Here is a 13377-nt window from a genome sequence, read left to right as displayed (position 1 = left end):
ATTATGCATAAGATATTGATTATTGAGGATGATGCAACCATTGCCAATGCCCTTGCTTCACATCTGGAAAAATGGAATTATGAGACGAGATGTATAGAAGATTTCAAGAATATACTGGAACAATTCCTGGAATATGATCCGCAATTGGTACTTCTGGATATTGTGCTTCCGTTTTTTAATGGTTTCCACTGGTGCCAGGAGATCAGAAAGGTGTCCAAGATTCCGATTATCTTCTTGTCTTCTGCGAATGACAATATGAATATTGTTATGGCAATGAACATGGGCGGTGATGAATTCATTGAGAAGCCGTTTGATCTGAATGTGGTGACCGCCAAGGTGCAGGCAATCTTAAGACGGGCTTATTCGTTCCAGGGAACGATGAATGTGATGGAGTATCATGGCGTAGTGCTGAATTTAAGCGATGCAACGGTAGCGTATCATGGTCAGAAGATGGAACTGACTAAGAATGAGTTCAGGATCTTGCAGATACTGATGGAAAATGCAGGAAAGATTGTATCCCGAGATGCAATTATTACAAGACTCTGGGAGAGTGACGAGTTCATTGATGATAATACTTTGACGGTGAATGTTGCAAGACTTCGGAAAAAGTTGGAACTTATGGGGCTTGGCTCTATGGTTCGGACGAAAAAAGGAATTGGATATATGGTGGAATTATGCGGATTGTAAAGGCATTTTTAAAAGAACATATGAAAGATATCTGTCTCTATGCAGGGTTCATAGGCGTGTTTTTCGTGATTTTCTTCTTATATGATATCCGTACGGATGCTGTGAATTATGCGTTCCTTTTGTCTGTGATATGGCTGGTTCTATATGGTGTAGTGGATTTTATCCGCTACGTGAGACGTTACAATAAACTGCTGGAAGCAGAACGGCAACTGAGTTCAGGGCTGGAGTCTCTGGGCAATCCTGCGACTCTTTTGGAGGAGGAGTATCAGAGGATGGTGGTAACTCTCTATGAAACGAAACTGGAGATGGAATCTTCTAATCGCATATCCAGACAGGCAATGACCGATTATTATAGTATGTGGGTGCATCAGATTAAGACGCCGATTGCGGCGATGCATGTACTGATTCAGACGTATGACGAAGAACATCCAGAGGAACAGTCTTATTCCAAAGATATGAAGATGGAGTTGTTCAAGGTGGAACAGTATGTGGAGATGGTGCTTGCGTATTTGCGCATGGAAGAACTGTCGTCGGATCTGTCTTTCGAGCAATACTCACTGGATTCGATCGTGAAGCAGGCTGTCCGCAAGTATTCCCAGATGTTCATCTTACAGAAGATTAAGTTGAATTATAGCCCTTTGGAGAAAATGGTTCTGACGGATGAGAAGTGGCTGGTCTTCGTTATTGAGCAGATTCTCTCTAATGCGTTGAAATATACGAAGAAGGGCAGCATATCCATTTATCTGGAAGAGGGAGAGAATGCTTATCAAGGGAGAGAACTGCTTATAATAGAAGATACCGGAATCGGCATACAGCCGGAAGACCTGCCAAGAGTATTTGAAAAAGGCTTCACCGGATATAACGGGCGAAAGGATAAGAAATCAACCGGGATCGGTTTGTATCTGTGCAAGTCTGTGCTGGATAAATTACGGCATAAGATCTGGATCGAATCTGAGGTCGGCAGGGGAACAAAAGTGTATCTGGCGCTTGAACGGAATATTTCAAAAATGTAAGATTAAGAAGAGGAAATGTCACCTGAATCAATGGAAAGACATTTCCTCATTTCATATAATATGACTTGTAAAAAAGATACAACAGAGACAGCGAATGAAAGGACGGAATGTTACATGGCACTATTAGAAGTAAAAAATGTAAAGAAAATATACACGACCAGATTCGGCGGTAATCAGGTAGAGGCGCTTCGCAATGTGAATTTCTCCGTGGAGCCGCGGGAATATGTGGCGATCATGGGAGAGTCAGGTTCCGGGAAGACGACACTGCTTAATATTCTGGCGGCACTAGATAAGCCGACCGGAGGTAAAGTGTACCTGAAAGGAAAGGACTTAAGTGCGGTGAAAGAAAAGGAGATTGCTGCTTTCCGGCGGCAGAACCTGGGGTTCGTGTTTCAGGACTTTAATCTTCTGGATACGTTTTCTCTTAAGGATAATATCTTCCTTCCGCTGGTGCTTTCCGGAAAGAAATACGAAGAGATGGAAGCGAAGATAAAGCCGATTGCAGAGAAACTGGGAATCCTGGAACTTCTGGAGAAATATCCATACGAAGTGTCCGGAGGACAGAAGCAGCGCGCGGCAGTGGCGAGAGCGCTGATTACCAAGCCTCAGCTGATCCTGGCAGATGAGCCTACGGGGGCGCTGGATTCCAGGGCGGCAGATGGACTTTTGAATCTATTTACCACGATTAATGCAGAAGGACAGACGATTCTGATGGTTACGCATAGCGTGAAAGCGGCAAGCAATGCGAAACGGGTATTATTTATCAAAGACGGGGAAGTATTTCATCAATTATATAGAGGCAACCTTACCAATGAGCAGATGTATCAGAAAATCTCGGATACGCTGACGGTGCTGACTACGGGAGGTGACGGGGGTGAGTAGTTCTATTTATTCAAGACTTGCAGTGACGAATTTGAAGAACAACCGGAAGACCTACGTTCCATACATTCTTACAGCGATTTTGACGGTGATGATGTATTACATTATGGATGCGCTCTCCAGGAATGCCAGTGTAGGAGATGGGAATCTGAAATCAGTCTTATTATGTGCCGTAGGCGTGATTATAGTATTTGCAGTGATTTTCTTATTCTATACGAACAGTTTTCTGATTAAGAGAAGGAAGAAAGAGATTGGGGTATATAATATCCTTGGTATGGGGAAACGGCATATTGCAAAGATGCTTTTGATTGAGACGCTGATTACGGCGGTGGTGAGCATTGGTGTCGGAATAGGCGGAGGTATTGTGTTCAGTAAACTGATGTATTTGATCTTGCTGAAACTTCTGCATTATGATGTAGGGATGAAGTTTGAGATATCAGTTGCTTCATTGGGATATACATTGATTCTGTTTGTTGGCATCTTCGTTCTGACATTGATTTATAATCTGCTTCAGATTAAACTTGCCAATCCGATTGAACTTCTGCATGGAGGCAGTCAGGGCGAAAAAGAACCGAAGACCAAATGGGTGTTGACGATTTTTGGTGTGGCTGCCCTTGGCGTTGGCTATTATATTGCCCTTACAACAGAAGCGCCGCTGTCTGCGATCACGAACTTTTTTGTGGCAGTGATCTGTGTTATATTAGGAACTTATGCCTTGTTCGTTGCGGGGAGCATTGCCCTTCTTAAGGGGCTTCGAAAGAATAAGAATTACTATTATAAGACGAAACATTTTACCTCTGTATCCGGTATGATCTACCGTATGAAGCAGAATGCGGTGGGGCTTGCGAATATCTGTATCTTAAGTACGATGGTGTTGGTGATGATATCTACGACGATATCGCTGTATGTGGGAATGAATGATGTGCTGTATACAAGATTTCCGCAGGAATTTGTCGCTAAGACTAATATAGCAACGCCGGAGTCAGAGAAGAAGGTTCATCAGATTATAGAGGAAGAGATTAAGAAGGCTGGTGTGAAAACGAAGAACCGTTTGGAATATCATCAGGGAGTTGTGACTGCAGTCAAGAAAGAGGATGGATTTAGTCTGGAAGAAAATGGAGATTATTCTAATACGGATGTTTGCGAATTATATATGATTCCAGTGGAAGATTATAATCAGATTGAGGGGAAGAGCGCAGTCTTGGGAGAAGATGAAGTTTATGTGTATTGTACAGGCGAGGCTTATGGAAAAGATATAGTTTGTATCGGGGAAAAGAATTATCAGGTGGTAAAGGAATTAGATAGTCTTAAACTGGAGCCAAAGAATAATTCGAGTGTGGTTAATAGTTATTACGTAATCTTTCCGGACCGCGCACAAATACAGGAGATATTAAATGATACTTATGCTGACAGTGATATGCAAGAAGACTGGGTGGCGCAGATGACGGGAATTACCTACAAAGAGACTTTTGACTTGGAAGGCAAAGAAGAAGACTGTCTGAAAGTGATGGATACTATGAAGAACAGAATTGAGAACGAAGTGGAGGCTGGCTTCTGTGAAGGCAGGGAACTAAATCGAGAAGGATTCTACAGTCTGTATGGAGGCTTGTTGTTCATCGGTATTTATCTGGGCATTATGTTCCTGATGGCGACCGTGCTTATCATCTACTATAAGCAGATCTCCGAAGGCTATGACGATAAAGAACGCTACCAGATTATGCAGAAGGTGGGAATGAGCAAGCGAGAAGTCAAACGCTCCATTCGAAGCCAGGTGCTTACTGTATTCTTCCTGCCGTTAGTGGTGGCTGTGATTCACATTACGGTGGCATTCAAGGTAGTGACGAAGTTGCTGGCGGTACTGAATCTTGTGAATGTGCCGTTGTTCCTTGGATGTACAATAGCGACGGTGACGGTATTCGCAGTATTCTACGGAATTGTGTTTATATTGACCGCAAGAGAGTACTACAAGATTGTGAATTAATTAACTGGGGATGTAGTAAAAGTGTATTTTATTACGTCCCAAATTGTAAAATGGGGTGTACCCAACTGCTTATTGACAGTTACGCTTCTTTCGATGTATTGTTAATATAGAAGACAGGGGACGGAGGAAATTGCAACAACCCCGTCCCCTATAAACAGTGTATAACAGGAGGAAATGTAAAATGACAAAGGCTGGAGAAAGAGAAGTTGTAAAGGTAGAGCGCGTAAATGGAGGCGCGGGCTATATTATGAAAGAAGCGTTGATTGGACCGGAAGAGTTGGGGGAGCACTGTAAGATGTTTAGCAAAGTAACTCTGCCGCCGAACTGTGAACTGGGACACCATGAGCATCATGGAGAGACTGAGACTTATTACATTCTGACGGGAACGGGCATGTATGACGATAACGGCAAGGCAATCCCGGCAGAGCTAGGGGATGTATTCTTCTGCAAAGATGGCGATGGACACGGACTTAAGAACACAGGAACAGAGGATCTGTCTTTTGTGGCTATGATTTTAAAGAAATAATGTGTTGCAGTGCAGGCTTGCACAGATAGTGGTATAAAATCAATCCAATATCTATGCAAGCCTGTTTTGTAAATGCGATCTGCAAATGAAAATCCTGAATCAATACTCTACTTAAGAGATTGGCGCAAGCACTTTACCAAACGTTCGTTATCTTCCGGCATCATAAAGCAGAATCTCACATATTCCCCATCAAGGCTCTCAAAAGAAGAACAATCCCGGATCATCATTTTATCTTTAATCGCGGCCTCGAACACATCAAAAGAAGTGATCCCTTCTTTCAATATCCGAACCAACATAAAGTTCCCATAAGCACGATATGCTTTCAATCCGTCTATATCACATAACTCCTGATAGATTCGTGTTCGTTCAGAGTCGATCAGTTTCCAGGTCTTTTGAATATATTCCTGATCCCTCAACATCAATTCCCCGGCATAGGCCCCGACACTGTTCAGACTCCAAGGATTCTGATGTGTAAGAAGGGTGGTGAGAAATTCTTGATTACTGGTAATTCCGTATCCAAAACGAAGCCCCGGCGCAGCAAAGAACTTAGAAACCCCGCGGATTACCATAAAGTTATCATATTCAGTTACCAGTGGCACCGCTGTAATCTTATCGATGTCAGGAGCGAATTCCACGTAAGTTTCATCAATCATCACAAAGATACCTTTCTCTTTGCAAACTTTCAGAATCTGCTCAATATCATTTCGGCAGATTGCTGAAGAAGTCGGATTATTCGGATTGCAGAGAATCACCAGTTCCACATCCTTCGTCAAAGCACCGATAAAATCAGGCACATCCAGAATAAAATCATTAGATTCTTTCAGATTATAATAGGAAATAGTTCCGCCAACCAACGACAGTTCCCTTGCATATTCCGAATAAGTCGGTCCGAGCACCAGAGCCTTTTTAGGAGCACGCTGGCTAATTAAAAGTGAAATCAATTCCGTTGACCCATTTCCTACCACAATATACTCAGGCGAAGTGTGGCAATACGCCCCTATTGTTTCCTTAAGACTCGTATAATTTCTGTCAGGATAACTGCTGATCACATCCAGATGCCTGGCCAGGTCATCCTTCACCTTCTCGGACAGCCCCAACGGATTCACATTTGCCCCAAACTTGACAATTCCTTCCGTAGAAATATGATAATATTCTGCAATCTTCTCCAAGTCACTCCCATGAAATTCCGGTTTCTTTCCCATAATCATCTATCCTTTCTTGGTTTTATCCATATTAATCATCTTCGTTGATAATTTGTACATGTATCTTTACATTCATTTCAAAAAAACAAATTATAACAATATTTTCGTTTACAGCATTGCCTTTCCCAATCAAACAATGCTATAATTCATTATAGTATGTTTTAAGAAAAAAGCAACGAAAGAAGCAGGTGTCAGACTTGAAAAATAAAATCCAGAAATTTTCCAAAGGAGACTTTCAGTTATCACAACCTGATGTCATATTTGATGAAACAAATCTGGTTCTCATTATAGGAGAAGGGGAAGTATATCGGGGAAGTTTTACAATCAAGACAAACAGCGAAGGAACGATACGGGGGCTGGTCTACCCGTCTTCTTTTCGTGTTCATTTTAAAGACCAGGGATTCGAGGGGAATCCTGCAAAAGTAGAATTCACGTATGACGGAAGAGGCTTGCGTCCGGGACATGTAGAACAGGGCAAGTTTACTGTGGTGTGCAGTGGCGGAGAATACGAACTGGCTTTTACGGCTATCATTGAGAAGCCATACGTTATGACCTCTTATGGCAAAGTCCAGAGTACGGATGATTTCAGAAAATTAGCGATCAAGGATTTCTCAGAGGCAGGAAGGCTGTTCCGCTCCAGAGAGTTCTATGAGATCTTAAAATACGAGAATGAGCGTACATTCTATCTATATGACAATATGCGTAAATGGTCTCTTGGCGATCAGGCAATGGAAGAGTTCCTGGTAGGAATCAAGCAGAAAGAATGCATCTTCCTGACGTTGCCAGGAGAAGGAATGCTCTTTGAGGATATCTCTGAGCCGACCAAGGGAACGCTGACGATACTGAAGAATACCTGGGGATATATGCCGATTCGGATTGAGACAGAAGGCGTATTTTTAAGAGTCTCCCGTCCGGAGATTAGTACGGAAGATTTCGTAGGAAATGTTCATGAGATTGAATATGTGGTTCGTCCGGAGAATCTTCATGGCGGACGTAATTACGGCGCGCTTAAGTTTGTCACGCCGTATGAGACGCTGACCTATGAGATTGAAGTGCTTCAGAATCAGGAATATGATGAGAATCATCATGTGCCGGAACTTCTGATCGCCCAGATATTGAAGGAATATATCGGCTATACTGCTGGAAGAATCGAACTTAACAATTGGGTAGAAAGTGCTGTTGAGAAGATGACGGCACTGAGGAAATTGGAACCACAGAGCGAGATGTACCAGTTAATGCAAGCCCATATCTATATGGTAGGCAAAAAAGTGGAAGAAGCGAAGTGGATTCTTGAAAATTACAATTATAATAGATTTGCTATCGGAAAAGATCCAGTAACCAACTGCTATTATCTGTATCTGACTGCGCTGGTTCGTGGAAAAGGAAATCATGTGGATCGTGTGCTGGATGAGATTGGCAAGACTTACATGCGCCACCAGGATTCCTGGGCGCTTTTGAGCATGATTCTGGATCTGGACCCAAGATATAAGAATGCTTATAAGAGAATTGAAGTGCTGGAACAGCAGTTTCAGTATGACATTCATGGAGTGCTGTTTTATCTGCAATCTTATCTCTGTTATCAGGAGAAGCCGACACTCTTGAAGAAGTTAGGACCTTTCGAGATGCAGGTTTTGAATTTTGCGTCCAAATATCGTCTGATGACGAAGGAACTGGCGTTGTATGTATCGAATTTTGCAAGCCAACAGAAGAATTACAGTCATTCCATGTTCCGTATCTTAGAGCGCATCTACAAGATGTACAGTGAGCCTATGATTCTGAACACCATCTGTACGCTGCTGATCAAGGGAAATAAGACTCAGAAGCGTTATTTTGTATGGTATCAGAGGGCGGTAGAGGCTGAACTTAAGATTGCCCAGCTCTATGAGTATTATATGATGACGATTGATGAGGATAACTCCCGCGGACCATTGCCGAAGGTGATACTCTTGTATTTTATGCATGGCAATTCCCTGAATTATAAGAAGGCGGCTTTTCTGTATGCGAATCTGGTGACTTATGAGGAGCAGGCTGGTGATCTGTACCTGAATTATCGTGAGCAGATGGTTGCATTTACCTGGAAACAGTTGATGAAGAGGCACATTACAGAGTCGCTTCGGATTCTGTATAAGAGATTCTGCCAGGAGGATGAGATGACGGCAGAGCGTATGGAGGCCATGCGTGATATCTGTTATTCCTATGAGATATCTACAAAGGTTCCGAATATGAATTGCGTTCTGGTGATTGAGAAGGATGGAAGCATACGGCAGAGAATCCCTTATGATCCGGCAGAGGGAACCATTATCTATCTCTATGATAAAGAGTCCAGAATCGTATGGGAGTCTATAGAGGGACGCCATTACACAGATTCTATTGTATATGAGACGAGACGACTCTTCTATGAACCGCGGTTCTTGGATATGTGCCGTAAGTATGCGGCATCCACCGGTGTCTGGAAGCAAGAGAATGAGAGGGAAGATCCTACGTTCGAAGGTATTCAGGTAAAGGGAATCAATGCATTTGATGAGAAGGATGTCTTCCGCCTGTGCAGCAAGCGAATCAGGGAAGATAATTACGAAGAGGATGAATTCCTGAACTATCTGTGTTTTGAATTGTTCAAGAGACAGCAATATGATAAGGTGACGTTGATGTACCTTGCCAATTATTACTGCGGCGCAACCGGGGATATGAAGAGACTCTGGAAGGTGCTTAAGGAATACGGCATCCCATCTTATAAAGTAAGTGAGCGTATCATTACACAGATGCTGTTCTCTGAGAACTTGTTCGAGGAGGAGAAGATATTCGAAGATTATTATCTGTCGGATAATGTATATTTCCGGTTGAAGCAGGCATATCTTGCCTACGTGTCCAGAGAATATGTGGTGTATGGCAGAAAACTGGATTCTAACGTATTCGACATGATTGCACATGAATGTGATCAGAAAGAGGATCTTGCAGACATCTGTAAGATTGCGCTTCTGAAATATTATTCGGGACAGGATTATACGGCTTCCATGGAGGCTGTTCTGCATCAAGTGTTAAGAGAGATGTGCGAGAAGCAGATCGTGTTCCCATATTATTTGAAGTATAAAGAAGAATGGCTTAGAGAGTTACAGTTATATGATAAAACTATGATCTCATATCAGTCTAGACAGGGCAGCCGGGTTACACTATACCATAAGATGAGGCGTGGCAATCGGGAAGAATTAGGCTATCAGAGCGAGGTGCTGATGCCTGTATATGAGAATCTCTATGTGAAACAGTTCGTTCTGTATCAGGATGAGGCGGTGAACTATTATTTTGTAGAGAGCAAAGGCAAAGAAGATGTTGCAACAGAGAAAACCCTGCTTAAGAATGAAAGAGAGATATCCGAATCGGGCAAATACGGAAGGCTGAATCGCATGATTGGCATGCCGTCGGCATCACGCAAACAGGCGATGATGGAATATCAGGAAGAAGAGATCATGGCAAAAGAGTTATTCAAGATCTATTAGCGGGAAGGAGGAGATGATAATGAAGAGAGGCAGTATACTGGGATATGATCTGAATGAGAAATACTGTCAGATCAGTTATTACGATGAGGCGAAGGATGAGCCGGAGACATTAGAAGTTGCAGTGGATAATTATCAGATTCCTCTGATGCTTGGATATTATAAGGAGCGCTGGGTATTCGGAAAAGAGGCGAAGAGACTGGCGACGATTAATGAGGGATGCACGGTGACAGATCTTTTTCACAGGGCTATGCGCCGGGAGAAGGTCAGAGTCGGTGCGAAGAATCATGATGCTGTCTGGCTGTTGGCGAAGTTCATAAGCCTGACGCTGGAAGGATTTAAAGACATTGAATATATTACGTTTTCTGTTCCGTTTACGAATATTGACATGTCTAAGATGCTCAAAGGAATCGGGCAGTATCTGGGCATATCAAAAGAGTGCGTGTGCGTGCAGGACTATAAGGAAAGTTTTTGTCACTATATGTTCTATCAGCCGAAGGAATTATGGCAGTATGAATCTGCCTTGTTCTATTGTGATGCGCAGGAGATACAGGCATATATGTTAAGGCGGCTGAATGCGATCAGCGGCAGAGGAAAAGATATGTTCGTAACGGTGGATGAAGTGGCGAATGCGCGGATGAAGGAATTGGCAGCCATCTATCCTGTATTGAATGTGGATAAGGCGAAGGATGCGGATGAGAGGTTTAAGACGTTTATCCAGAGTGTTTTCGAGAAGAAGGTAGTATCGTCAGTATATCTGACAGGCGAGGGATTCGAGAATAACTGGTATCCGAATTCTCTGAAGGTATTGTGTAACGGAAGAAGAGCATTTCTCGGGAATAACCTATACAGCAAGGGTGCATGTTATGCGTCGATTCGCAAATGCAGGGACTATGATGAAGGACCAATTTATCTGGATGAGACGAAGATGACAGAACAGATCTGTCTGCGGATGCGTGTGAACGGACATGAGGGCTGGTATCCGATCGTTGCGTGGGGAACCCATTGGTATGAATCTGACGGGCAGTGGGAAGTTATCTTAGAGGATACTTCAGATATTGAGATTCATGTGGAGACGCTGGCGGGTGAGGACTTGCAGGTGGAGACGGTATCCTTGCAGGGACTTCCGGAGAGGCGGGATTATTCGCTTCGGGTGCAGATAGAAGCGATGTTCCTGGATGAGCGTACTTGTAAACTGACATTTAGAGATGTGGGATTTGGAGAATTCTTCCCGTCAACAGGTTTTCAGGTGGAAAAGGTATTACATTTAGGAGGAATCAATGGGCAGTTTAATTCTATGTCATAGAAAACGGGCAAAACAGCCTTATGAGATATCCAGGGTTCATATGCGGATCTATACGATAGAGGAGTTATGTTATTATATATGCAATAACCTCTATCTGATTGATTATACGATTATCAACCGGCAGTTATGTAACTGGATCGATCGGGAACTGGAATTGAAAGAACTCGCAGAACGTCTGCGGGAGGAATTAAGGCAGAATTGTTCTATGGAACAGTTCGTACTTACAATTTTAAGAGAATCAACCATCTATGCGACGGCTGATATTAATAAGATACAGAACATCCTTGAGCATCTTCAGAATCAGAAAGATGTAGAGCGGATGAAGTATAAGGCGGACAGCCTGCAGAACAGTGGAGAGTATGAGACGGCAATCCTGGTATATCAGTCTATCATTAACAGGGAATGGGATGATTCGGTGCATAAGTCCTTCTACGGCAAGATCTACGCTTGCCTGGGGGCTGCCTATGGCCGGCTGTTCTTATATGAAGAGGCGGCACATATGTATCTGGAGGCATATCGGATCTGCGAGGATACGGATATGCTGAAAGCGTATCTGTACTGTTGTTATCGTTATCTGCCGGGAGAGCAGTATGTGAAGATGCTGTCCGGTAATCCGGTATACTTAAGTGTAGATTCCGTTTTGAAGGAAGAGGTTAAGAGTGTGCGTCAGGAGGTAGATGTCGATATACCGGAGGAATACCTGGAACAGTGGAAGAAGGAGTATCGCAGACTTGACAAGAAATGATTATTGCTTTTCCTTCTGCCCTGTATTATACTTATAGCGAAGTAAAAAAGTATTTAAAAAGAATAGAGCCCAGAAGAATTAGTATTCAGTAAGGAGTTGCATTCATGAGCAGATTAGAGAAAGTGACAACGGGTATGGGAGAAGAGTGCGGCGTGTTTGGAGCCTATGATATGGATGGGGGCGATGTTGCTCCGTCAATATATTATGGGCTTTTTGCGTTACAGCACAGAGGACAGGAAAGTTGCGGTATTGCAGTGACAGACACTTATGGCGAGAGAAAAGTGCGGTCTAAGAAAGGACTTGGACTGGTGAATGAAGTTTTTGATGAAGAGGCACTGCAGACATTGCAGGGGAATCTTGGCGTTGGACATGTACGGTATTCAACTGCCGGAGGTACCAGAGTGGAGAATGCGATGCCATTGGTAATCAATTATGTAAAAGGAACACTGGCGATTGCGCATAACGGGAACCTTACCAATGCAATTGAACTTCGCAGGGAATTAGAATATACTGGTGCGATTTTCCAGACAACGATTGATTCAGAGGTGATTGCTTATCATATTGCAAGAGAACGTCTGAATGCGAAGAAGGCAGAAGATGCAGTGAAGAACGCGATGAAGAAGATTAAAGGCGCCTACGCGTTGGTTGTAAGTTCGCCTAGAAAACTGATCGGGGCAAGAGATCCTTATGGGTTCAAGCCGTTATGTATCGGTAAGAGAGGCAATACGTATTTCCTTGCGTCAGAGAGTTGCGCGATTGCAGCCGTAGATGGAGAATTCATCCGTGATGTAGAGCCGGGTGAGATTGTAAGCATTACAAAGCATGGAATCAAGTCAGATCTTTCGATGGCGATCAGCCCGAAGAAGCAGGCAAGATGTATCTTTGAATATATTTATTTTGCGAGAACCGACAGTACGCTTGATAATGTGAATGTATATCATTCCAGAATCATCGCGGGAAAGGCATTGGCAGAATCCTATCCTGTGGAGGCAGATTTGGTGGTAGGCGTGCCGGATTCCGGTCTGGTCGCGGCAAAAGGATACTCTGAGCAGTCGGGCATTCCTTACGGTATGGCGTTCCATAAGAACAGTTATGTGGGAAGAACATTTATTAAGCCGAAGCAGAGCCAGAGGGAGAGCAGCGTTAAGATTAAGCTGAATGTAATTGATGAAGTGGTGAAGGATAAGAGAATCGTTATGGTGGATGATTCGATTGTACGCGGAACTACCTGTGCGAATATCATTAAGATGCTGAAGAAAGCGGGAGCCAAAGAAGTACATGTAAGAATCAGTTCGCCACCGTTCTTGTATCCGTGCTATTTTGGAACGGATGTGCCTTCGAATGAGCAGCTGATTGCCCATTCACATACAACGGAGGAGATACGCAAGATGATCGGCGCGGATTCTCTGGGATATATGGAAGTTGAGAAGTTGAAGGACATGGTGGGAGATCTGGGATATTGCGATGCATGTTTCACGGGAGAGTATCCAACCAAGGTTCCCGGAAAAGACGTATCCCAGGCCTTCGAATAGAACACTTGCTACTTTAAA

At 43.3% G+C, this 13377-nt stretch carries 10 protein-coding genes; 9 read left to right on the top strand and 1 reads right to left on the bottom strand.

Annotated features, from left to right (window positions below):
- Positions 1 to 3 precede the first annotated feature (3 nt).
- From ACQRBN_RS08620 to ACQRBN_RS08600, 5 genes are all read left to right on the top strand, one after another.
- The gene (locus ACQRBN_RS08620; protein ID WP_427738599.1) at positions 4 to 687 is read left to right on the top strand and encodes a response regulator transcription factor; all 684 of its coding nucleotides are present in this window, start codon (positions 4 to 6) and stop codon (positions 685 to 687) included.
- Positions 675 to 1700: a sensor histidine kinase gene (locus ACQRBN_RS08615; RefSeq protein WP_427738598.1), complete on the top strand. Its 1026-nt coding sequence runs from the start codon at positions 675 to 677 to the stop codon at positions 1698 to 1700. The genes ACQRBN_RS08620 and ACQRBN_RS08615 overlap by 13 nt, the downstream gene beginning before the upstream one ends.
- A 114-nt stretch (positions 1701 to 1814) precedes the next feature.
- The gene (locus ACQRBN_RS08610) at positions 1815 to 2582 is read left to right on the top strand and encodes an ABC transporter ATP-binding protein (protein WP_427738597.1); all 768 of its coding nucleotides are present in this window, start codon (positions 1815 to 1817) and stop codon (positions 2580 to 2582) included.
- A complete protein-coding gene (locus ACQRBN_RS08605; protein ID WP_427738596.1) occupies positions 2575 to 4560 on the top strand; it encodes an FtsX-like permease family protein in 1986 nt (661 codons plus the stop codon). The genes ACQRBN_RS08610 and ACQRBN_RS08605 overlap by 8 nt, the downstream gene beginning before the upstream one ends.
- 181 nt (positions 4561 to 4741) lie before the next feature.
- Positions 4742 to 5086, top strand: coding sequence for a cupin domain-containing protein (locus ACQRBN_RS08600; protein ID WP_427738595.1), 345 nt, complete (start codon positions 4742 to 4744; stop codon positions 5084 to 5086).
- 107 nt (positions 5087 to 5193) lie between these two features.
- Here the strand turns inward: ACQRBN_RS08600 and ACQRBN_RS08595 are convergent, their stop codons facing one another.
- On the bottom strand, positions 5194 to 6288 hold the full coding sequence (locus tag ACQRBN_RS08595; protein ID WP_427738594.1) for a pyridoxal phosphate-dependent aminotransferase: 1095 nt from the start codon (positions 6286 to 6288) through the stop codon (positions 5194 to 5196).
- A gap of 197 nt (positions 6289 to 6485) precedes the next feature.
- Between ACQRBN_RS08595 and ACQRBN_RS08590 the strand changes: the two genes are divergently transcribed.
- The 4 genes from ACQRBN_RS08590 (at position 6486) to purF (ending at position 13359) form a co-directional block, all read left to right on the top strand.
- Positions 6486 to 9779 (top strand): DUF5717 family protein, encoded by a 3294-nt coding sequence (locus ACQRBN_RS08590; protein ID WP_427738593.1) that lies wholly within the window; start codon positions 6486 to 6488, stop codon positions 9777 to 9779.
- A gap of 19 nt (positions 9780 to 9798) precedes the next feature.
- The gene (locus tag ACQRBN_RS08585) at positions 9799 to 11082 is read left to right on the top strand and encodes a DUF5716 family protein (protein ID WP_427738592.1); all 1284 of its coding nucleotides are present in this window, start codon (positions 9799 to 9801) and stop codon (positions 11080 to 11082) included.
- The gene (locus tag ACQRBN_RS08580) at positions 11057 to 11827 is read left to right on the top strand and encodes a hypothetical protein (RefSeq protein WP_427738591.1); all 771 of its coding nucleotides are present in this window, start codon (positions 11057 to 11059) and stop codon (positions 11825 to 11827) included. The genes ACQRBN_RS08585 and ACQRBN_RS08580 overlap by 26 nt, the downstream gene beginning before the upstream one ends.
- Before the next feature lie 104 nt (positions 11828 to 11931).
- Positions 11932 to 13359 carry an amidophosphoribosyltransferase gene (purF, locus tag ACQRBN_RS08575; protein ID WP_427738590.1) on the top strand — a complete coding sequence of 476 codons (1428 nt, stop codon included), beginning with the start codon at positions 11932 to 11934 and terminating at the stop codon, positions 13357 to 13359.
- Positions 13360 to 13377 lie beyond the last annotated feature (18 nt).

The organism is Bariatricus sp. SGI.154, assembly GCF_050313795.1.
In the GTDB taxonomy this organism is placed as follows: Bacteria; Bacillota; Clostridia; order Lachnospirales; family Lachnospiraceae; genus CAMBRQ01.
Note: the sequence above shows the minus strand (reverse complement) of the source record. Positions and strands in the feature narration are given on the sequence as shown.